Annotated in this window: 22 protein-coding genes; 9 read left to right on the top strand and 13 right to left on the bottom strand. The window is 72.0% G+C overall.

What is annotated here, in order from left to right; genetic code table 11:
- Nucleotides 1-479 precede the first annotated feature (479 nt).
- The 3 genes from ABTW72_RS31840 to groES all read right to left on the bottom strand — a co-directional run bounded on the left by ABTW72_RS31840 (nucleotide 480) and on the right by groES (nucleotide 4370).
- Nucleotides 480-2216, bottom strand: coding sequence for a molybdopterin-dependent oxidoreductase (locus ABTW72_RS31840; protein WP_350865431.1), 1737 nt, complete (start codon nucleotides 2214-2216; stop codon nucleotides 480-482).
- Nucleotides 2217-2350: 134 nt separating this feature from the next.
- Nucleotides 2351-3991 carry a chaperonin GroEL gene (gene groL / locus ABTW72_RS31835; RefSeq protein WP_350865429.1) on the bottom strand — a complete coding sequence of 547 codons (1641 nt, stop codon included), beginning with the start codon at nucleotides 3989-3991 and terminating at the stop codon, nucleotides 2351-2353.
- 70 nt (nucleotides 3992-4061) lie between these two features.
- Nucleotides 4062-4370, bottom strand: coding sequence for a co-chaperone GroES (gene groES, locus ABTW72_RS31830; RefSeq protein ID WP_007465101.1), 309 nt, complete (start codon nucleotides 4368-4370; stop codon nucleotides 4062-4064).
- A gap of 264 nt (nucleotides 4371-4634) precedes the next feature.
- Between groES and ABTW72_RS31825 the strand changes: the two genes are divergently transcribed.
- The 8 genes from ABTW72_RS31825 (at nucleotide 4635) to ABTW72_RS31790 (ending at nucleotide 12179) form a co-directional block, all read left to right on the top strand.
- A complete protein-coding gene (locus tag ABTW72_RS31825) occupies nucleotides 4635-5846 on the top strand; it encodes a THUMP-like domain-containing protein (protein ID WP_350865426.1) in 1212 nt (403 codons plus the stop codon).
- 10 nt (nucleotides 5847-5856) lie between these two features.
- On the top strand, nucleotides 5857-6336 hold the full coding sequence (ybaK, locus tag ABTW72_RS31820) for a Cys-tRNA(Pro) deacylase (protein WP_350865424.1): 480 nt from the start codon (nucleotides 5857-5859) through the stop codon (nucleotides 6334-6336).
- Between the two features lie 179 nt (nucleotides 6337-6515).
- Complete coding sequence (locus tag ABTW72_RS31815) at nucleotides 6516-7601, top strand: sugar ABC transporter substrate-binding protein (protein WP_350865421.1); 1086 nt, start codon at nucleotides 6516-6518, stop codon at nucleotides 7599-7601.
- A 114-nt stretch (nucleotides 7602-7715) separates the two neighbouring features.
- Nucleotides 7716-8534 (top strand): ATP-binding cassette domain-containing protein, encoded by an 819-nt coding sequence (locus tag ABTW72_RS31810; RefSeq protein ID WP_350865419.1) that lies wholly within the window; start codon nucleotides 7716-7718, stop codon nucleotides 8532-8534.
- A complete protein-coding gene (locus ABTW72_RS31805; RefSeq protein ID WP_350865416.1) occupies nucleotides 8531-9793 on the top strand; it encodes a sugar ABC transporter permease in 1263 nt (420 codons plus the stop codon). Before ABTW72_RS31810 ends, ABTW72_RS31805 begins: the two co-directional genes overlap by 4 nt.
- A 22-nt stretch (nucleotides 9794-9815) precedes the next feature.
- The gene (locus ABTW72_RS31800) at nucleotides 9816-10997 is read left to right on the top strand and encodes an ROK family protein (RefSeq protein WP_350865413.1); all 1182 of its coding nucleotides are present in this window, start codon (nucleotides 9816-9818) and stop codon (nucleotides 10995-10997) included.
- Nucleotides 10998-11016: 19 nt separating this feature from the next.
- Entirely contained in the window at nucleotides 11017-11313 is a 297-nt protein-coding gene (locus ABTW72_RS31795) for a DUF1707 SHOCT-like domain-containing protein (RefSeq protein ID WP_350865410.1), read from the top strand.
- Between the two features lie 125 nt (nucleotides 11314-11438).
- Nucleotides 11439-12179 (top strand): DUF4142 domain-containing protein, encoded by a 741-nt coding sequence (locus tag ABTW72_RS31790; protein WP_350865407.1) that lies wholly within the window; start codon nucleotides 11439-11441, stop codon nucleotides 12177-12179.
- Nucleotides 12180-12212: 33 nt separating this feature from the next.
- Here the strand turns inward: ABTW72_RS31790 and ABTW72_RS31785 are convergent, their stop codons facing one another.
- From ABTW72_RS31785 to tsaB, 4 genes are read right to left on the bottom strand one after another with little or no spacing between them, the layout of a single operon-like run.
- Nucleotides 12213-12467 carry a hypothetical protein gene (locus ABTW72_RS31785; protein WP_091402287.1) on the bottom strand — a complete coding sequence of 85 codons (255 nt, stop codon included), beginning with the start codon at nucleotides 12465-12467 and terminating at the stop codon, nucleotides 12213-12215.
- Nucleotides 12468-12481: 14 nt separating this feature from the next.
- The gene (gene tsaD, locus ABTW72_RS31780; RefSeq protein ID WP_350865404.1) at nucleotides 12482-13528 is read right to left on the bottom strand and encodes a tRNA (adenosine(37)-N6)-threonylcarbamoyltransferase complex transferase subunit TsaD; all 1047 of its coding nucleotides are present in this window, start codon (nucleotides 13526-13528) and stop codon (nucleotides 12482-12484) included.
- On the bottom strand, nucleotides 13521-14003 hold the full coding sequence (gene rimI / locus ABTW72_RS31775) for a ribosomal protein S18-alanine N-acetyltransferase (RefSeq protein WP_112621757.1): 483 nt from the start codon (nucleotides 14001-14003) through the stop codon (nucleotides 13521-13523). Before rimI ends, tsaD begins: the two co-directional genes overlap by 8 nt.
- Nucleotides 14000-14677, bottom strand: coding sequence for a tRNA (adenosine(37)-N6)-threonylcarbamoyltransferase complex dimerization subunit type 1 TsaB (gene tsaB / locus ABTW72_RS31770; RefSeq protein WP_350865400.1), 678 nt, complete (start codon nucleotides 14675-14677; stop codon nucleotides 14000-14002). The genes rimI and tsaB overlap by 4 nt, the downstream gene beginning before the upstream one ends.
- Nucleotides 14678-15048: 371 nt before the next feature.
- Here tsaB and ABTW72_RS31765 point away from each other — a divergent pair, with 371 nt between their 5' ends.
- Nucleotides 15049-15753, top strand: coding sequence for a helix-turn-helix domain-containing protein (locus tag ABTW72_RS31765; protein ID WP_350865397.1), 705 nt, complete (start codon nucleotides 15049-15051; stop codon nucleotides 15751-15753).
- Nucleotides 15754-15779: 26 nt separating this feature from the next.
- On the opposite strand, the gene ung is transcribed toward ABTW72_RS31765, so the two are convergent.
- The 6 genes from ung to ABTW72_RS31735 form a co-directional block, all read right to left on the bottom strand.
- Nucleotides 15780-16481, bottom strand: coding sequence for a uracil-DNA glycosylase (gene ung, locus ABTW72_RS31760; RefSeq protein ID WP_350865394.1), 702 nt, complete (start codon nucleotides 16479-16481; stop codon nucleotides 15780-15782).
- Nucleotides 16482-16546: 65 nt separating this feature from the next.
- Nucleotides 16547-17029: a tRNA (adenosine(37)-N6)-threonylcarbamoyltransferase complex ATPase subunit type 1 TsaE gene (gene tsaE / locus ABTW72_RS31755; RefSeq protein ID WP_350865391.1), complete on the bottom strand. Its 483-nt coding sequence runs from the start codon at nucleotides 17027-17029 to the stop codon at nucleotides 16547-16549.
- Nucleotides 17026-18129, bottom strand: coding sequence for an alpha/beta fold hydrolase (locus tag ABTW72_RS31750; protein ID WP_112584896.1), 1104 nt, complete (start codon nucleotides 18127-18129; stop codon nucleotides 17026-17028). The genes tsaE and ABTW72_RS31750 overlap by 4 nt, the downstream gene beginning before the upstream one ends.
- The gene (gene alr / locus ABTW72_RS31745; RefSeq protein ID WP_350865388.1) at nucleotides 18126-19244 is read right to left on the bottom strand and encodes an alanine racemase; all 1119 of its coding nucleotides are present in this window, start codon (nucleotides 19242-19244) and stop codon (nucleotides 18126-18128) included. The genes ABTW72_RS31750 and alr overlap by 4 nt, the downstream gene beginning before the upstream one ends.
- Before the next feature lie 90 nt (nucleotides 19245-19334).
- Nucleotides 19335-20804, bottom strand: coding sequence for an NAD(P)H-hydrate dehydratase (locus ABTW72_RS31740; RefSeq protein WP_350865385.1), 1470 nt, complete (start codon nucleotides 20802-20804; stop codon nucleotides 19335-19337).
- A 55-nt stretch (nucleotides 20805-20859) separates the two neighbouring features.
- Entirely contained in the window at nucleotides 20860-21228 is a 369-nt protein-coding gene (locus tag ABTW72_RS31735; RefSeq protein WP_091403516.1) for a holo-ACP synthase, read from the bottom strand.
- Nucleotides 21229-21297 lie beyond the last annotated feature (69 nt).

Genomic DNA, 21297 nt, shown 5'->3' with positions numbered 1-21297 from the left:
TGTCGGCCTACCCGGACGCCTACGCCCAGTGGGAGCAGCAGGCCACCGACCTCGTCGCCCAGCACTGGAACAGCTGACCCGCACCACCACACCACCGCATGACACCGACCGCTGGCCGGCACCCCCAACCCGGGGTGCCGGCCAGCGGCATCTCTGTGCTCTGCGTCCGCAGATCTTGGACACTTTCCGTTCGGCGCTAACGGAAAGTGTCCAAGATCTGCATGCACGGTCTGGGGTACCACCGGACAACCGGTCGGCCCGCCGACCCGAAGACGGGTCGCGGGAACCGGCAAGGCAGGTCGCGGGCACCGCCCGCCCACCCGCAGAGCCGGCACGATACGCCCGCCGACCCGCTGAGCACGTGGCGAGCGCAGCCCACCAGCACGCAAGGCAGGTCGCCAGCACAGCCCACCAACGCGCAGAGCACGTCGCGGGCACCGGTCACGGACCCAGCCCGGGCGGCGACGCCATGGCGTGGATCAGCGGACGGTGACGGTGATCGTGTGCCACCCGGTGGCGCCGTCCGGGACGACGTCCTGGGTACGTTCGGTTTGGGTTTCACCTGTCGCGTCGGTCGCGCGGACCTGGAGCCGGTGCTCGCCCGGTGTGGCGTCCCAGCGCCAGGACCACTGCACCCAGGTGTCCACCGATACGGTCGGGGCGAGCACGGCTTCCTGCCATGGGCCGTCGTCGACACGTACCTCGACTCGGCGGATGCCCCGGTGCTGCGCCCAGGCCACCCCGGCGACGGTCACCGGGCCGGCGGTCAGCCGGTTACGTCCCCGGGGCGTGTCGATCCGGGACTGGGTCTTGATCGGCCCCTGGCGGGACCAGCCGCGCGGCACCCAGTACGCGTCGAAGTCGGCGAACCGGGTCAACTCCAGTTCGGTCACCCATTTGCAGGCCGACACGTAGCCGTAGAGGCCCGGCACCACCACTCGGACCGGGAAGCCGTGCTCGACCGGCAGCGGCTCACCGTTCATCCCGACGGCCAGCAGCGCGTCCCGTCCGTCGCGCAGCGCGGCGGTGGGGGTGCCGCAGGTCCAGCCGTCGACCGACCGGCCGACGACCTGGTCGGCGTCGTCGTCCGGCTCGACCTCGTCCAGCAGTTCCCGCAGGGGTACGCCGAGCCACAGGGCATTGCCGATCAGGTCCCCGCCCACCTCGTTGGAGACGCAGGCCAGCGTGACGTACCGCTCGACCAGCGGTCGGGCCAGCAGATCCGCGTAGCTGTAGGTGCGTTCCCTGCCGACCCGTCCGTGGATCCGCAGCCGCCACGTGTCCGGGTCGACCTGGGGCACCACCAGCGCGGTGTCGATCCGGTAGAACCCGAAGTTCGGCGTGACGTACGGCGCGAGCTGCGTCAGTGAGAGGTCCGCGCCCGCCGGCACTGCCGGTGCGGGGGCGACCGGCGCGGGCAGGCGGATCGCGTCGCGGGCTGCGGACACGCCGCGCCGCCCCGCCAGCCAGCGTCCACCGAGACCGGCCACCACGGCCGTGCCGAGCAGCACCCCGCTGCCGGTGAGGAAACGCCGCCGCGACTCCGGGTCCACTTCGGCAGGCCCGACCGGTTCGACCGCCGCCGTCGGCCCGGCGGGAGTCACCGGCACCGGCCCTGCCGGGGACACCGGCGCCGACTCACCCGGCGGCACCGACTCTCCGGGCGACCCCGGACCAACCGGCGACCCCGGACCAGCCGATTCGGGACCGGCCTGCGACCCCGGACCAGCGGACGCCACCGGGCCAGCGGGCGGCGTGGGTGGTGACCAGGTCCAGGGGTCCAGCTCGAACGGTCCGCCGATGAACAGCCAGAGCACCAGGGCGCCGAGACCGGCGCCGACCACTGACGGCAGCGCGTCGGCGAGGTCAGCGCCGGAGCGGGTCAACGCGGCGGCCACGCCGATGGCGCCGAACGCGGCAATGCCGGCCAGGCCGAGTGCCAACCGGCGGACCGCCAGTACGCCGAAGAGCGCGGCGAAGCCTCCCAGCAACACGGCCGTGCCGACCAGCAGCGCGATCTTGTCGGCGGTGCCGAAGAGGTCGATGGCGAGTTGCTTCAGCGACTCGGGGACGGCGTCGACGACGACACCGCCGACCGCGACGAGGGGCGCCGACCGGGGACCGGTCAACACGGCGACCGGTTCGGCGATCCCGATCGCGACGGCGGCGGCGGTGATCCCGGCCAACGCGGCGTACCGCCGTGACGTGGTGCTCATCGGCCCAGTGTGCGCGATCATCTCGCCCGGTCGCCAACAACGTCAGCGTTCGGTAATGACCTACGAGGCCGCAGGAACGAGCCGGGGCGCACCGCCGTACGGCGGTGCGCCCCGGAACGGGTGTCGCTACCGGATCAGAAGCCCGGGCCGTGCTGGTGGCCGTGCCCGTGGCCGTGCCCGCCGGCGGCGGCCGGCTCGGCCTGCTCCGGCTTCTCCACCACGAGGCTCTCCGTGGTGAGCAGCAGACCGGCGATCGAGGCGGCGTTGGTGACCGCGTTGCGGGTCACCTTCACCGGGTCGATGATGCCGGCCTTGACCAGGTCGACGTACTCGCCCTTGGCGGCGTCGAGGCCGTTGCCCCACTTGAGGTCGGCGACCTTCTGCGTCACGACGTAGCCGTCGTGACCGGCGTTCTGGGCGATCCAGCGCAGCGGCTCGACGAGCGCCTTGCGCACGACCGAGACGCCGACCTTCTCGTCACCGGTGAAGCCCAGGTCGTCGTCGAGCACCGAGAGGATCTGCACCAGGGCGGCGCCGCCGCCGGGCACGGTGCCCTCCTCGACCGCAGCCTTGGTCGCCGCGATGGCGTCCTCGATGCGGTGCTTGCGCTCCTTCATCTCGACCTCGGTCGCCGCGCCAGCCTTGATGACGGCGATGCCACCGGAGAGCTTCGCCAGCCGCTCGGCCAGCTTCTCCCGGTCCCAGTCGGAGTCGGAGGCCTCGATCTCCTTGCGGATCTGGGACACCCGGTCGGCGACGTCGGCCTTCTGGCCCCCGCCGTCGACGATCGTGGTGTTCTCCTTGTCGACCACGACGCGCCGGGCGGTGCCGAGCACCTCCAGGCCGACCTGGTCGAGCTTGTAGCCCAGCTCCGGGGCGACCAGCTCGGCGCCCGTGGAGATCGCGATGTCCTGGAGCATCGCCTTGCGCCGGTCACCGAAGCCCGGGGCCTTGACCGCGCAGACCTTGAGGGTCTTGCGCAGCGAGTTGACCACCAGGGTGGAGAGCGCCTGGCCGTCCACGTCCTCGGCGATGATCAGCAGGGGCTTGCTGTTCTGCAGGACCTTCTCCAGCAGCGGCAGCAGCTCCTCGATCGCCGAGATCTTCTGGGTGGTGACCAGGATGTACGCGTCCTCAAGGACGGACTCCTGACCCTCCAGGTCGGTGACGAAGTTCGGCGAGATGAAGCCCTTGTCGAACTGGAGACCCTCGGTCACGTCCAGTTCGGTGGTGAGCATCGAGCCTTCCTCGACGGTGATGACACCGTCGCGGCCGACGCGCTCCATCGCCTCGGCGATCAGATCGCCGATCGTGGAGTCCTGCGCGGAGATCGTCGCCACGTTCGCGATCGACTCCTTGCTGGTGACCTCGGCGGCACGGCCGAGCAGCGCCTCGGAGACCTTGGTGGCCGCCGCGTCGATGCCCCGCTTGAGGCCGGCCGGGTTGGTTCCGGCGGTCACGTTGCGCAGACCCTCGCGAACCATCGCCTGGGCCAGCACGGTCGCGGTGGTGGTCCCGTCGCCGGCGACGTCGTTGGTCTTGGTCGCCACCTCCTTGACCAGCTGCGCGCCAAGGTTCTCGTACGGGTTGGTGAGCTCGATCTCCTTGGCGATGGTCACACCATCGTTGGTGATCGTCGGCGCACCGAATTTCTTGTCCAGGACGACGTTGCGCCCGCGCGGGCCGAGGGTGACCTTGACCGCGTCCGCGAGGGCGTTGACACCGTGCTCCAGCAGGTGCCGGGCGTCGTCCGAGAAGCTCAGGATCTTCGCCATTAATGTCCCTTCGAAGCGCCATTGCCCCGGCCCGGCGAGCCGGACCGGGGCAGTGGCACTGATCGGTTGCTTACTTCTCGATGACCGCGAGGACGTCGCGGGCGGAGAGCACCAGGTACTCCTCGCCGGCGTACTTGACCTCGGTGCCGCCGTACTTCGAGTAGAGGACGGTGTCGCCGACCTGCACGTCAACCGGAACCCGGTTGCCGTTGTCGTCGACGCGCCCCGGGCCCACAGCGAGGACGGTGCCCTCCTGCGGCTTCTCCTTGGCGGTGTCGGGGATCACGATGCCCGACGCCGTGGTGGTCTCAGCCTCGTTCGCCTGGACCACGATGCGGTCCTCGAGCGGCTTGATCGCAACCTTGGTCGCGGTAGTCACGGGCATACCCTCCTGGGGTACTGGTTTCGTTGCTGGCCAGCGGGCTGACCAGCGTCAATCTGCCTCATGCCACCGGGCGGTGCCGTCGTCGCGGGTGCCGGTCCGCCTGGCGTGCGCACCCGGGTCGCGAGACCCGGAAGCTGGCACCCTCAGGGTGAGAGTGCTAATCGCAGGTTATTCCGTGGCTAGCACTCCGTCAAGGAGAGTGCCAGCGAGTCGCGCCCCGCCAGCCAGGATTTCCCGGTCGGCCGGGACAATGGCGGGGTGGATCTCGATCAGCTGGCGGCGCTGCGTACCCCTGAGGGGTCGGCCGCGCTCACGGCGGCGGCCGACCTGGCCGGCGGTGATCCACTGGTCGCGGCGTCGGCGCTGCGCGCGACCGGGGTGCCGCCGACGTTGGCCGCGGCGGCACTGACCCAGGCCGAGCTGCGCCACCGGGCGGCGGGCAAGTTCGGCTCGGCCGCCGGTGGGATGTTCCTCACCCGCCCCGGCCTGGAGCAGGCCACCCGCCGGGTGGTCGCCGACCGTCGGGCCGCCCGGTTGTACGCGGCCGGCGTGCGCACCCTGGCCGACCTCGGGTGCGGGCTCGGGGCCGACGCGCTGGCCGCCGCCCGCGCCGGCATCCGGGTGTACGGGGTGGAGGCCGACCCGGTGACCGCGGCGATGGCCGCCGCCAACGCCGAGGCGGCGGGCCTGGCCGAGCTGTTCACTGTCGAGTGCGGCGACGCGACCGGGTTCGACGTGTCAGGGGTCGACGGGGTCTTCTGCGATCCGGCCCGCCGCACCACCGGCACCGGGCGGCGGATCTTCGACCCGCGCGCCTACTCGCCACCGTGGGACTTCGTGACCGGGCTGGCCGAGCGGGTGCCGCGCACCGTGGTGAAGGTGGCGCCGGGCCTGGACCACGCGCTCATTCCGGCCGGCGCGGAGGCCGAGTGGGTCGGCGTGGACGGCGACCTGGTCGAGGCCGCGCTCTGGTGCGGCGAACTGGCGGAGGTGCCCCGTCGCGCCACCCTCTACCGCCAGCGGGGCGCTGAGGCCCACCGCCACGAACTCACCGGCTCGGGTGGCGCCGAGGCGCCGGTCGGGCCGGCGCGCCGTTACCTGTACGACCCGGACCCGGCGGTGGTGCGCGCGCACCTCGTGGCCGAACTGGCCACCGAACTGGACGCCACCCTGGCCGATCCGAGCATCGCCTACCTCTACGCCGACGAGCCGATCCGCACCCCGTACGCGCGCTGTCTGGAGATCACCGACGTGCTGCCGTTCTCGCTCAAGCGCCTGCGGGCGCTGCTGCGCGACCGCAGGGTGGGCCGGGTGGAGATCCTCAAGCGGGGTTCGGCGCTCACCCCGGAGCAGCTCCGACGGGACCTGCGGCTGGCCGGGGACGCGGCGGCGAGTCTGGTGCTCACCCGCGTCGACGGCGCGCCGACGGTGCTGATCGGCCAACCGGTCGACTGGCGCCGTCTCGACTAGCCTCGTCGCTGTGGCGGGACAGGGCACGCCGGCAACGGCACTGTTGGTCAAGCGTGGAATCGCGCATCGCACCCATCCGTACCGGGTGGCACCGGACGCCCCGAACTACGGCGCGTTGGTGGCGGTGGCGCTCGGCGTGGCACCGGGGCGCGTGTTCAAATCTCTGGTGACCGCCGTCGACGGCGCGCTCACCGTGGCGGTCGTTCCGGTCACCGGCGAGCTGGATCTCAAGGCGCTCGCGGCGGCGGTCGGCGGCAAGCGGGCGGTGTTGGCCGACCGGGCGGTCGCCGAGCGGGCCACCGGTTACGTACGCGGTGGGATCAGCCCGCTCGGGCAGCGTCGACGGTTGCCCACAGTGCTGGACGAATCCGCGCTGGATCTCCCGACGATCTACGTCTCGGCTGGTCGGCGCGGTCTGCAACTCGAACTGGCCGCAGCGGATCTGGTGGCGCTGACCGACGCCCGCACCGCGCCGTTGCAGACCCACTGACGGCCTTCGTTACGTCGACTCCCCCGTGGGATACCCGGGGAGTAACAGTCGCGTTGCTGAATTGTTATCGCCCCCAACAAACTATGCACCTGCGCGGTCTTGTGGAGCCGGTGTGACGCGAAATACGTTGCCGGGCACAACAAAACAACACCTCCCCCACCTCCGAAAGGACCCTGCACATGCGTAAGGGGATCCTCACCATCGCCGCCGTGGGCCTGCTCACGACCGGCGGCTTGACCGCTTGCAGCGACGATTCCGGCGACAACGCCGCCTCCGCCAAGACCCCCAAGATCGGCGTGATCCTTCCGGACAGCAAGTCCTCCCCCCGCTGGGAGACGGCGGACCGTCGCTTCCTGGAGGAGGCGTTCAAGGCTGCCGGCGTCCAGTACGACATCCAGAACGCCCAGAACGACAAGAGCGCCTTCCAGACCATCGCCGACCAGATGATCACCAGCGGCGTCACCGCCCTGATGATCGTCAACCTGGACTCCGGCACCGGCAAGGCCGTGCTCGACAAGGCCAAGTCGCAGGGCGTCGCCACCATCGACTACGACCGGCTCACCCTCGGCGGCTCCGCCCAGTACTACGTCAGCTTCGACAACGAGACCGTCGGCAAGCTCCAGGGCGAGGGTCTGGCCAAGTGCCTGACCGAGAAGGGCGCCAAGAACCCCGTCGTGGCGTACCTGAACGGCTCCCCCACCGACAACAACGCCACCCTGTTCAAGGCCGGCTACGACTCGGTGCTCAAGCCGAAGTTCGACTCCAAGGAATACACCAAGGGCCCGGACGACGCCGTGCCGGGCTGGGACGGCCCCACCGCCGCGACCATCTTCGAGCAGCAGCTCACCGCGACCAAGGGCAAGATCGACGGCGTGCTGGCCGCCAACGACACTCTCGGCAACGCCGCCATCTCGATCCTGAAGAAGAACAAGCTCAACGGCAAGGTGCCGGTGACCGGCCAGGACGCCAGCGTGGAGGGCCTGCAGAACATCCTCGCCGGTGACCAGTGCGTGACCGTCTACAAGGCGGTCCGGGAAGAGGCCAAGGCCGCCGCGGACCTGGCCATCGCGCTGGCCAAGGGCGAGAAGAAGGACACCGGCCAGACGGTGAAGGACGGCGACCGCGACGTCCCCTCGGTGCTGCTCACCCCGAAGGCCATCTACAAGGACAACGTCAAGGACGTCATCGCCGACGGCTACGCGACCAAGGAGCAGGTCTGCACCGGGGCCTACGCCAAGTTCTGCGCCGAAGCCGGCATCAGCTGACCGACGCCGCAGTACCCGCCGGAACGACCATCGCCGCCCGGCACGGGAGCACCCTCCCGTGCCGGGCGGCGCCCGCCGGACGGGCCCCGACCCTCCCTTGAGAAGGAGACCCCCGTGTCCGCGACCCCCTTGCTGGAACTCCGCAGGATCGACAAGAGCTTCGGTCCCGTCCAGGTGCTCCGCGACGTCGCCCTGACCGTCCACCCGGGCGAAGTGACCGCACTGGTCGGCGACAACGGCGCCGGCAAGTCGACCCTGGTGAAGTGCATCAGCGGCATCCACCCCACCGACGCTGGAGAGTTCCTGTTCAACGGTGAACCGGTGCACATCGGCAGCCCCCGCGACGCCGCCACGCTCGGCATCGAGGTCGTCTACCAGGACCTCGCGCTCTGCGACAACCTGGACATCGTGCAGAACATGTTCCTCGGCCGGGAGAGGCGCAGCGGCATCGTCCTCGACGAGCCGACAATGGAACAGCTCGCCGCCGAAACCCTGGCAGGGCTCTCTATCCGCACCGTCACCTCACTCCGCCAGCACGTGTCCAGCCTCTCCGGTGGCCAGCGCCAGACCGTGGCCATCGCCAAGGCGGTGCTGTGGAACAGCAAGCTGGTCATCCTGGACGAGCCCACCGCGGCACTCGGCGTGGCACAGACCGCCCAGGTGCTCGAACTGGTTCGCCGCCTCGCCGACAACGGTCTGGCCGTGGTGCTCATCTCGCACAACATGAACGACGTCTTCGCCGTCTCCGACCGGATCGCCGCGCTGTACCTCGGCCAGATGGTCGCCCAGGTGAAGACCACCGACATCACCCACGCCCAGGTGGTCGAGCTGATCACCGCCGGGCGCTCGGGCGGGCTCGGCCTCGCCACCGACCCGGGCAGCAACGGCGACGGCCCGCAGCCGGCCGATTCGACCTCAGGAGGCGTCCGATGACCACCACCGCCGTGCGGAAGGACGGCCCCGCCGCCGTCACACCGACGCCGACCATCGGAGGCCACTTCCGCAACTACCTGAGTCGGGTACGCGGTGGCGACGTCGGTGCGCTGCCAGCCGTGCTCGGCCTGATCGTGCTCTGCACCGTCTTCGCGATCATGCGGCCGTCGTCGTTCCTGTCGGCCGGCAACTTCGCCAACCTCTTCACCCAGGGCGCGGCGGTCACGCTGATCGCGATGGGCCTGGTCTTCGTGCTGCTGCTCGGCGAGATCGACCTGTCCGCCGGCTTCGCCAGCGGCGTCTGCGCGGCGGTGCTGGCCAATGTGGTCACGGTGCTCGGCTACCCCTGGTGGGTCGCCGTCCTCGCCGCCGTCGCCACCGGTGTGGTCATCGGCACCACGCTCGGCATGCTCGTCGCGAAGATCGGCATTCCGTCCTTCGTGGTCACCCTCGCCGGCTTCCTCGCCTTCCAGGGCGTCGTGCTGCTGCTCGTCAAGGATGGCACCAACATCTCCGTCCGCGACGACGTGCTGGTCGCCATCGCCAACCGCAACCTCGGCCCCACGTTGGGCTGGGCGCTGACCGCCCTCGCGGTCGTCGGCTACGCGGCGGTGCAACTGCTGCGCCACCGCACCCGGGCGGCCCGCGGTCTGATCACCGACCCCATCGCGGTGGTGGCGCTGCGGATCGGCGGGCTCGCCGTCATCCTCGGCGCCGCTGTGTACGTGCTCAACCTGGAGCGCAGCCGCAACGTCCTGATCAGCTCGCTCAAGGGTGTGCCGATCGTGGTGCCGATCATCGCGGTGCTGCTGATCATCTGGACCTTCGTGCTCCAACGCACCAGCTACGGCCGGCACATCTACGCCGTGGGCGGCAACCGGGAAGCGGCCCGCCGGGCCGGCATCGGCGTCGACCGGATCCGGATCTCCGTCTTCGTGATCTGCTCGTCCATGGCCGCCATCGGTGGCATCGTGGCGGCCAGCCGGGCCAACTCGGTCGACCCGAACACCGGGGGCAGTAACGTACTGCTCTACGCGGTCGGCGCGGCGGTGATCGGCGGCACCAGCCTCTTCGGTGGCAAGGGCCGCGTCCTCGACGCCGTCCTCGGCGGCGCGGTGGTCGCTGTCATCGAAAACGGAATGGGCCTGATGGGGTACACCGCGGGAGTCAAGTACGTGGTCACCGGCGTCGTGCTGCTGCTCGCCGCCAGCGTCGACGCGCTCTCCCGCCGCCGCGCGGCAGCCACCGGCACCCGCTGACCGCGCGGAAGGTAGCACCAGCATGCGCCCAGGACCGAGCCAGGATGACGTCCGACGGCAGAACCTCGGGGCCCTGCTGCGGCACGTGCACGTCCACGGGGCGACCACGCGTGCCGAACTGACCACCACGCTGGGCCTCAACCGCAGCACCATCGGCGCGCTCACCGCCGACCTGTCCGCGGTGGGGCTGGTCAGCGAAGGCGCACCGAAGGAGACCGGCCGAGCCGGACGACCGTCACTGGTCGTCCGGCCCGAGTCGGCCCGGGTCTACGCGTACGCGTACTCAGTGGAGGTGGACCGGCTGCGCGCCGCCCGGATCGGGCTGGGTGGCGCGGTCCTGGACCGCCGGGATCTGGACCGGCCGCGCGGGCTGCTGGCCGCGGAGGCCGCACCGCTGCTGGCCGGCGCGGTCAAGGAGATGCAGCAGCTGGTGCCGGCGGACGCGATCTGCGTCGGTGCCGGCGTCGCGGTCTGCGGCATGGTCCGCCGGGACGACGGCCTGGTCCGACTCGGCCCCACCACCGGTTGGGTGGACGAGCCGATCGGCGCGGCCCTCGCCGACGAGTTGGGCATCGACGTACCGATCACAGTGGGCAACGTGGCCGACGTCGCCGCGTTCGCCGAGCACGCACGGGGTGTGGCGGCAGGCTGCGACAACGTCCTCTACCTGTACGGCGACGTGGGCGTGGGCGCCGGCATCATCGCCGGAGGACGCCGACTGACCGGGCACGGTGGCTACGGCGGCGAGGTCGGCCACATGAAGGTGGTCCGCGACGGGAAGCCCTGTGAGTGCGGCTCCCGGGGCTGTTGGGAGACCGAGATCGGCGAGCACGGCCTCCTGCGCGCCGCCGGACGCTCCGACGCCCGGGGCCGCGACGCGCTGCTGGCCGTCTTCGACGCCGCCGACCGCGGGGACGCCCGCGCCCAGACGGCGGTCCGCCAGGCCGGCGACTGGCTCGGCTTCGGCGTCGCCAACCTGGTGAACATCTTCAACCCCGAGATGGTCATCTTCGGCGGGACCATGCGTGACCTCTACCTCGCGGCGGCGGCCCAGATCCGCAGCCGGCTCAACTCCAACGCGCTCGGCGCCTGCCTGGAGCACGTCCGGCTGCGTACGCCGAAACTGGGTACTGACGCGCCCCTGATCGGTGCCGCCGAGCTGGCCTTCGAACGGCTCCTCGCCGACCCCCTCGACGTGGGCTGATCCGCGTACGCTGTCCGGCGTGGATGTCGAGCTGCGCGCCTCCGACGACGACCGCAACCGGGTGGTCGCCGCGCTGCACCAGCACACCGCGGCGGGCCGGCTGACGCTTGACGAGTTCTCCGATCGCGCCGGTGCGGTGTGGACGGCGCGCACCCTCGGTGACCTGGCCGCGCTGACCCGCGATCTACCGGCCCTGCCCAACCCGGTCGTCGACGCCGGCCCGGTCGGGCGCGGGCGTCAGGAGTTGCTGATGGTCTTCGCCGCCGCGGCGCTCACCCTGCTGCTGCTCGGCGGCCTGCTCGCCGTCACGCGCTGATCCCTGTCGCTCCGCGATGAACTGATCGCGCGATCAGTCCGTACCAGTGTGCGGACGGGCAACCGGCAGGGTACGGCTGCCCGGTCCAGACGCGTTCCGGTCCGGACCGAGGAGGCACCACAGACATGGCACCGCTCAGAGCCGCCCATCGCCGACTGGGCACCCGGACGCACCGAGCGGCGATGCTGCTCATCGCGGTCATCGCGGGGGTCGGTGTCCTGCCCGGCGTGGCCGTCGCCGCACCCGCCGGTGGCCAGCAGCTCAACGCCGCCGACATGACACTGCTCAACGGGGTGCGGCTGGCCGGGCTGTGGGAGATGCCAGCCGGCCAGATGGCCGCCGAGAAGGGACAGTCGGCGAAGGTCCGGGAGATCGGCGCCGGCATCGCCAGCGAGCACCAGAAGCTCGACGAGCTCGTGGTCGAGGCGGCCAACAAGTTGGGCGCGACGATCCCCAGCGAGCCGACCGCCGAGCAGAAGGGCTGGCTGGCCGAGATGCAGAAGGCGTCCGGCGCTCGGTTCGACCAGATCTTCGTCACCCGGCTCCGGGTCGCCCACGGCAAGATCTTCCCGGTGATCGGCGCGGTCCGCGCCAGCACCCGGGACGCCACCGTCCGCAAGCTCTGCGACGACTCCAACGGCTTCGTGATGCACCACATGCAGATGCTGGAGAGCACCGGCCTGGTCCGCTGGCCGGAACTGCCGCCGGCCGCCCTGCCCGCCCCGGGTGAGGACGGGCTCCTGGCCGCCGCCTCCGCCAACTCCGGCCCTCAGGTCGGAGTCAGCAGCACCGTCGTGTGGCTGGTCTTCCTCGCCGCGCTGGGCACCGGCGGAATCGCCACCTACCGGATGTTGCGCCGCAGCTGACCGATCAGGCAGCGGCCTGGATGGTGGCTCGCGTTACCGGTCCACCTGGGTGAAGTCCCAGGAGTGCGGGGCGCGGGCCACCAGCATGGCTGGTGGGTCCGGCAGCGGGCGGGGGCTGCTGCGCCACTTGGAGATCACCACCACGCGGTGGTCGGTGGAGGAGAAGACCTCGCTGGAGACGTGGAGCGGGTCGTGCTCCAACTCGGGCAGGGCGGTGTCGCACACCCAGGTGATCAGGTCGGCCACTCCGTACGCCTCGGCGCGCGCCTCCCACATCCGCACGATCATGTCCGCCGCTCCCGTCACACGCTGACCGTGGTCAACGGCAGTGCCGAATCGGCTGGCAGGTCCAGTCGGCTCGGGGCGACCCCGGCGGCGACCAGGTGCGAACCGAGCGCGGCCACCATCGCGCCGTTGTCGGTGCACAACTTCGGCCGGGGTACCCGGACCTGGATGCCGTGCTTCTCGGCTCGCTGTTCGGCCATCGCCCGCAGCCGCGAGTTCGCCGCCACTCCCCCGCCGATGACCAGGGTCTCGATGCCGTGCGCGCGGCAGGCGGCGAGTGCCTTGCTGGTCAGGACGTCGCAGACCGCCTCCTGGAAGGACGCGGCCACGTCGGCCACCGGAACCGGCTCACCGGCACGCTGACGGGCCTCGACCCACCGGGCCACCGCCGTCTTCAGGCCCGAGAACGAGAAGTCGTACCGGTGGGCGGCGAGATCCTTCGCGGCGGTCAGACCACGGGGGAAGGCGATCGAGGCGGCATCGCCGGCCCGGGCCTCCCGGTCGATGGGCGGACCGCCCGGAAACGGCAACCCGAGCAGCCGGGCGACCTTGTCGAACGCTTCCCCGGCCGCGTCGTCGATGGTGGCGCCCAGCGGGGTGACGCCCCGGGCCAGGTCGTCCACGAGCAGGAGGGACGAGTGACCGCCGGACACCAGGAGCGCGATGGCGGGTTCGGGCAGTGGGCCGTGCTCAAGAGTGTCCACCGCGACGTGGGCGGCGAGGTGGTTGACGCCGTAGATGGGTTTCTCGGCGGCGACCGCGTACCCCTTGGCGGCGGCGACGCCGACCAGCAACGCACCGGCCAGCCCCGGCCCGGAGGTGACGGCGATCGCGTCGATGTCGGCCAGTGTGACGCCGGCCTCGGTCAGTGCCCGGTCCATGGTCGGCACGATGGCCTCCAGGTGTGCCCGGCTGGCCACCTCCGGCACCACACCCCCGAACCGGGCGTGTTCCTCGACGCTGGAAGCGAGCGCGTCGGCCAGCAGGGTGTGCCCCCGCACGATTCCGACACCGGTCTCGTCGCAGGAGGTCTCGATACCCAGGATCAGTGGTTCGTCAGCCATGGTCGTGTGGTCCGTCCCCGGTCGGCTCGGCGTCGCGCCGCATGACCAGCGCGTCGGTGTTGCTCGGTTGGTAGTAGCCGCGCCGCACCCCGATCGGCTCGAAACCGTACGTCGCGTAGAGCCGCTGAGCTGCGGCGTTGTCCACGGCGACCTCCAGCAGGGTGCTGCGGGCGTCGCGCCGGACCGCCTCGGCGAGCAACTCCTCCAGCAGGGCACGGCCTACGCCGCGCCGCTGGGCGTCCCGGCGGACGGCGATGTTCTGCACCCACACCTCGTCCGGCGGAACGCCGGCGAGCCCGGCGTAGCCGAGCACCGACCCGTCCGCGTCGACGGCCACCCGGTAGTGGTGCCCGTTGGCGAGCTCGCTCCAGAACATGGCGGGCGACCACTTCTCAGCGCCGAAGAGGTCCGCCTCGATCGGCAGCACGTCGTCGATGTGCCACCAGCGGAACGGTTCGAGCCGTACCGCCGTCATGGCAGGACCGGTTTGCGACCGGTCGCCACCACCGCGTCGGGGCGGCGCAGGTAGAGCGGGGTGAGCCGCTCACTGGACGCCCCCGCCCGGATCCGCTCGGCGGCGAGCAACGCCAGCACTGTCGCGTCCGGGTAGCGCGGCTCGACCCGGACGGGCAGGTCCAGGGCCTCGGCGTACCGGTGCGCCCCGTCACCGACCGCGATCGTCGCGCCCAGTTCGCGGGCGCGCGCGGCGGCGACCGCCGGCGCGGACACTTCGGGCCCGACGATCCGCTGGCCGGCACCGTCGTAGACCGCCCAGTAGAGCTCCTTGCGCCGGGCGTCGCTGGCGGCCAGGACCGACGCGCCGGTCGCCGCCGGGTAACCGATGGCGTCCAGCGAACAGACGCCGTACGTGGGGATGCCGAGCACCTGACCCATCGTCGCGGCGGTGACCAGGCCGACCCGCAACCCGGTGAACGGACCCGGGCCGAGCCCGGCGACGATGGCGCCGAGGTCACGCGGGCGCGCGTCAGCGTCGGCGAGGACCGCATCCACCTGGGGCGCGAGCAGCTCACCGTGCGCGCGGGCGTCGACCGTGCACCGGTGCGCCCGCGACGCCACGCCGTCTGCCGAGACCTCCACCAGCGCCGCGGTGACCGCGGGGGTTGAGCTGTCCACCACGAGTACGAGCACGGTAAGCCAGCCTAGCCGCCCCGCCCTCGCACCCCGGTCACGCCCCGCCCCCACCATCAGCCACGGTCACGCCCACCCACGGGCCGCCCGCACCACCAGCCCCTCGGCAGGCCCCACGACACCGGCCGCCCGCACCACGGTGACTCTCCGGCGGGCCACGGGCCGGCCGGGGCGGGACGACGGGCCACATCCCCCAGCGAGCGGTATACCTGTGAGTCATATTTATGACTCACAGGTATACCGCTCATCAGGGAACGGCCCTGGTCGCCGTGACACCTCAGCCGCAGGCCGGTGAAGCAGGGTGACGACCGTCCAGTCGTGAATACGCCTCAGCGGTTTCGGTCACGGCCGGCGTGGTCCACCATCCCGGCATGCCACCCAATCGTCTCGCCGGCCTGCTCGGCGCTGCCATCCGTGAGCAACGACAGTCGCGCGAGCTGAGCCAGTGCGAGCTGGCCGAGTTGGCCGGAGTCAGCCAGGCGACGGTCGCCCGGATCGAGGGCGGCGGCCGAGGGCCCAGCATCACCATGTTGGAGCGGTTGCTTGCCGCGATGGATGTGCAGTTGGTCGTCGGGGTCGAGCCGTTGGACGCGCACCTCGACGCCCGGATCGACGACCTGGCCGGCCGGCCGATCGCCGAGCGGATCGACGAGCTTGGCGTGGATGAGCTGCTGGACCAGCTCACCGACTTTCCGCAGGCGATCACCGGGAGCACCGCGGCGCTGTTGCAGGGCGCGCCGGTGCCGGTCGACGCACTGGAGATCGCCCTGCGCTGGCAGGACTCCAAACCGTTCACCCGCTGGCTGGAGACGAACTACGGGCAGCGGTGGAACGCCCGCTGGGGTGAGTTCGGCGGGGTGTGGTTGGAGCCCGAGGAGCCGGGCGAACACCGGTGGTCGAGCCGGTACGGGGAGATCAGGGCCACGATGTGCGACCAGTTGCCCGAGACGATCGAGGTGCGCCACAGCGGGCGGACTTACCAGGTGGTGCCGCTTGTCGAGCTGGAGCTGAGCGAGCCGCGCGCCGCCGAACTGTTACGCCGCTACCGGAAGCGGCAGCTGGCCAGCGACAGCTGAGCCACCTGCCGGTTCCGAGTGCCGGCTCAGCCGGCGGTGCGCTCCCAATCGATGGTGGGCAGGCCGGCGTCGGCCAGTGCCTTGTTGGCGGCGCTGAACGGGCGGCTACCGAGGAAACCGCGCGGGTTCATCGGGCTGGGGTGACCCGCCTCCAGCACCATATGCTGCGGATTGGTGACCAGCGCGGCCTTCTTACGGGCGTAGCCACCCCAGAGCAGGAAGACCACCCGCTCCGGTGCCGCGTCCAGTGCCCGGATGGTCGCGTCGGTGAACTCTTCCCAGCCGGCGTTGGCGTGCGAGCCCGGGGTGGCCTGCCGGACGGTCAGCACCGCGTTGAGCAGCAGCACCCCCTGGGCGGCCCACCCGTCGAGGTTGCCGCTGCGCGGCTTAGGGACGCCCACGTCCTCGCCCAGCTCCTTGAAGACGTTGCGCAACGACGGCGGCACCGTCACACCGTCGCGGACGCTGAAGCTCAACCCGTGTGCCTGCCCGGCCCGGTGGTAGGGATCCTGCCCGAGGATGAGCACCCGCGTGCCCTGCGGCGGGCAGAGCCGGTAGGCCGAGAACAGATCCTCCAACGGCGGGAAGACCGTCTGCGTCGCGTATTCCCGGGCGACGAACTCGCCCAGCGCGGCGGTGCGTGCCGGGTCGAGGTGCGGGGTGAGCACGGTGCGCCACTGCTCCGGCAGCAGGGCCAGCAGATCCAGGGCGGGAGCGTCGTCGGGCATCGGGAACCTCTCACAGCGCGGGTCGGACCCCCGCACTCTAGGCACCGGGTACGACAGCCACCGACCTAGCCCAGGTCGGCGAGCCGCCGGGCCCAGTCGCCGCCGATCGGGTCCAGCTCGACGATGCGGGTGTCGTCGTCGCGGCGGTCGATGCGAACCCGCAGGTGCGCGTCCACCAACTGCTCCACCAGGCCCTCGCCCCACTCCACCACTGTCACCGAGTCGTCCACCGACGCGTCGAGGTCCAGGTCGTCGATCTCGGCGCGCGGGTCGGTGGCGTCACCCAACCGGTACGCGTCGGCATGCACCAGCGCCACCCGGCCGTCCCGGGCCGGATCGGGGCGGTGCACCCGGGCGATCACGAAGGTCGGCGAGGTGATGTCCCCGAGGACACCGAGCCCGGCGCCGATGCCCTGGGTGAGCGCGGTCTTGCCGGCGCCCAACGGGCCGGTCAACAGCACCAGGTCGCCGGCGCGCAGCAGCCCGGCCAGCCGCCGGCCAAAGTCCCGAGTGTCCTCGACGGTCGGCAGCTTGACGACGTGACTCACCGTTCCTCCACGCTCTGCAATGACTCCAGGAACCGCGCCAGGGCGGCGTTGACCTCGTCCGCGTGCTCCAACATCACCACGTGGCCGCTGTCCTTGATCTTCACGAACTCGGCGTGCGGCAACCGGCGGACGATCTCCTCGGAGTGGGTCACCGGCGTGATCATGTCCTTGTCGCCGACCACCACCAGCACTGGAGTCGCCGCCAGCGCCGCCAGTGCCGGGAAGCGCGAGTGGGTGGCGAGGGTCCGCAGGTAGCGGGTCACCGTGTCGGCCGACGTCCGGGAGTTCATCGTCTCCACGTAGGACACCAGCGACGGGCTGGGCTTGCGGGTGCCGAAGCCGTACTTGCGGGTCAGCAGCCAGGCCACGTTCGACGTCGACTTGCGGGCCTTGTCGATCACCGGCCCGCCGTACCGGGTGGCGTTGCTGACCATGTAGAGCACCGGGCCGCCGACCCGGCCGAGCAGCGCGGGCGCGACCAGCTTGGTCTCCGCGATGAGCCCGCCCGACGTGGCCATCAGAACGGTGCCCACCACCCGGTCACCGAACAGTTCCGGGAACAACTCGGCGAACGCCATGATGGTCATGCCCCCCATCGAGTGGCCGACCAGCACCAGCGGCCCGTCCGGGGCGGTTCGGTCGATCACCTGGCGCAGCGTGCGGCCGAGCACGGCGAGGTCGTACTCCCCGGTCTCCAGCCGGCCGGACCGGCCGTGACCGGGCTGGTCGTACGCCACGATCCGGTAGTCACCGCGGGCGGCGAGCATCTGGCGCTGGAAGTGGAACGTCCCCATGTCCAGGCAGAAGCCGTGCACCAGCACCACCGTCGGTCGCCCCGGCACCGGCCGGGTCGGCTCGACCACCTCGACGTGGATGTCGGTGCCGTCCGGCAGCTCCAGGCGGAACGCCTCGTCGTACCGCTGCTGGTCGAACGTCTCGTGCGCGTAGCGGTCGGCCGGGTCGGCCTTGAGCCGGCGGACCAGGGTCCGCTCGGTCGCGACGCCGGCCGCCAGACCCGCCGCGGCCACCCCCACCGCCGCGCCGACGATCCCGGCGACCCGGCCCGCGGCCGTCCGCGGACGCGGAATGCGATAACTCATGGTTTCTCGCCGTCGTAGACCCGGGGCACCCGCGTGCCGCCGAACCGGGTGACGATCTCGTAGTTGATCGTGCCGACCGCCTCGGCCCAGTCGTCCGCGGTCGGTTCGCCGTCGACGCCGCTGCCGAAGAGCGTCGCCACGTCGCCATCGGCCACCGGGTCGTCGCCGCAGTCGAGCACGAACTGGTCCATGCAGACCCGCCCCGAGATCGTCCGGCGTACGCCGCCGAGCTGCACCGGGCCGGTGTTGGACGCGTGCCGGGGAACCCCGTCGGCGTACCCGAGCGGCACCACGGCCAGGTTCGCGTCGGCTTCGGTGGTGTAGGCGTGCCCGTAGGAGATACCGGTGCCGGCGGGCACCCGCTTGGTGAGCATCACCCGGGCGCGGGCGGTCATCGCCGGCCGCAACCCGTACGTCTCGCCGGCCACCGGGGAGAGCCCGTAGATGGCCAGGCCGGGGCGGACCAGGTCGAAGTGGGTGTCCGGGCGGGTGAGGGTGGCGGCCGAGTTGGCGAGGTGCCGCCAGCGCGGTCGCAGCCCGGCCCGCTCGACCATGGCCAGCCCTTCGTGGAAGACGGCCAGTTGCCGGTCGGTGGTGGGGTGGCCGGGCGAGTCCGCGTACACGAAGTGGCTCCACACGCCGACCACCTCGACCAGGCCATCGGCCTGCGCCTTCGCGGCGGCGTCCAACAGCGCGGGCCAGTCGGCGACGGTGGCGCCGCCCCGGGACAGCCCCGTATCGATCTTGAGGTGCAGGCGGGCGGGACGCCCGGCGAGGCGACTCGCCCCGATCATCTCGTCCAGTTGCGCCAGGCTGGCCGTGCCAAGGTCCACCCCGGCGGTGACCCCCTCGTGCAGCGGCAACCCGGGGGCGAGCAGCCAGGCCAGCACCGGCACTGTCACCCCGGCCCGCCGGAGGGTGAGCGCCTCGTCGAGGGTGCAGACACCGAGCCAGTCGGCGCCCGCGTCGAGCGCCGCGCGGGCGGCCGGAAGCATGCCGTGGCCGTACCCGTCGGCCTTCACCACTGCCATCAACTCGGCGGTGGTGCCGGAGCGGAGCCTGCTCACGTTCTCGCGGATGGCGTCAAGATCGACGCGTACCTCGGCCTGCCACATGTACCCAGCCTACTTTCCGCCGTGATCACCGCGGGCGGCGACGCACGTCCCGACGCGGCGATCCGGTCAGCGCACCCGGAACCGCCCCGTTCAGCCCAGCCGGGCCAGCACCGGACGCAGCGCGGTCGCCACGTCGGGCGCGGTCACCGGCCCACCCCGGGCCGCCTCCCGCCCGGCCAGCCCATGCAGGTACGCGGCCGAGGCGGCGGCCCGATCGGCGGGTACCCCGGCCGCCAGCAGCGAGCCGAGCAGCCCGGCCAACACGTCGCCGGTGCCGCCGGTGGCCAGCGCCGGGGTGCCGGTCGGGTTGACGTACGCCCGACCGTCCGGCGTGCCGATCACCGTGCGATCGCCCTTGAGCAGCACCACCGCGTTCATCCACGCGGCCAGCCGCAGCGCGGCGCCGACCCGGTCGGCGCCCGGCTCCTCACCGCAGAGACGGGTGAACTCCCGGTCGTGCGGGGTGACCACGATGGGCGCGTCGCGACCCCGCAGCCGGTCGGCGAGCGAGCCGTCCACCAGCAGGGTCAGGGCGTCGGCGTCGAGCACCACCGGCACCGGGGCGGCCAGTACGGCGCGCAGCTCGGCCGCCGCGTCGGCGCCGGTGCCCAGCCCGGAGCCGCAGACCCAGGCCTGCACCCGGCCCGCGTCGGCGACCCGCCCACTGGCGATCACCGACGGGTGCTGGTGCAGCACCTCGGCGCGGGCGCTGCCGGCGTAGCGGACCAGGCCGGTCGGCCCGGCCAGGGCGCCACCCACGGAGAGCACCGCCGCACCGGGGTAGGTCGCCGAGCCGGTCGCCACCCCCACCACGCCCCGGGTGTACTTCTCCGACGCCGGGCCCAGCTGGGGCCACCAGTCGACCAGGTCGGACCACTCGGTGACCCGCAGCGCCGGGGTGCCGCGCAGCCACGGCCGCAGCCCGATGTCGACCAGCTCGACGTGCCCGGCCATCGCGGCGGCCGGCCCGACCACCAGGGCGGGCTTCAGCGCGCCGAAGGCCACCGTCACGTCGGCGCGGACCGCGGTGGGCCGGCCGGACGCGGACAGCGGCACGTGGCCGGTGTCGACCGCGACCCCGCTGGGCACGTCGACCGCCAGCACTGTGGCCCGTTCCCCGTCGCGTCCGCGCAGCTCGTCGAGGCGCTGGACCACGTCGTCAGCGTTCGCCCGTAGCCCGCCGGTGCCACCGATGCCGACGATGCCGTCGAGGACCAGGTCGATCGGGCCGGCCGGATCCGGCACCACCCGGCCGCCAGCGGCTCGCAGCGCGGCCAGGCCGGCGGCGTGCGCCCGCCCGGGGGTGAGCAGCAGGGCGGACACCTGGACACCTCGGCGGGCCAACCGCTCCCCCGCGTACAGCGCGTCGCCGCCGTTGTCACCGGAGCCGACCAGCAGCAGCACCCGGCCTCCGTAGACTCCGCCCCGCTCGGCGAGCAGGAGCGCGGCGCGGCGGGCCAGCCCGGCGGCGGCCCGCTGCATCAGCGTCCCCTCCGGCAGCGTGCCCATCAACCCCGCCTCGGCCGCCCGTACGTCGGCCACCCGCCACACCGCTCTCATGCCACCGTGTCCCATTCCGTTAGCGGGCGGACCTGACCGGCCCTCCCGGCCGACGTCATCGTTCCGCGACCACCATCGCCGACGCGATCCCGCCGTCGTGCGACAACGAGAGATGCCAGTGGTTGACCCCACGTGCGTCGGCCACCGCCGCGACAGTGCCGGAGACGGCCAGCCAGGGGCGGCCATCCGGGTCGGGCACGATCTCGCAGTCGTGCCAGTTGAGGCCGGCCGGCGCGCCGAGCGCCTTGGCCACCGCCTCCTTGGCGGCGAACCGGGCGGCGAGCGACTCGGGCGAGCGCGGGCTGCCGGAGCGGGTGTGCCGCTCGGCCTCGGTGAAGAGCCGGTCGGCGAGCAGCGGCGTCCGTGCCAGGGCCCGGGCGAACCGGTCGACCAGGACGACGTCGATGCCGACAGCGACGATCACCACACCACCCTACCGGCGGTCGAGGCCGCAGATTAGCCGTCGGGCTCGCGCTGGGCAACGCCTGTGGAC

The organism is Micromonospora sp. NPDC127501 (assembly GCF_040302185.1).
GTDB lineage: Bacteria > Actinomycetota > Actinomycetes > Mycobacteriales > Micromonosporaceae > Micromonospora.
This window is presented reverse-complemented; position numbering and strand designations above follow the sequence as displayed.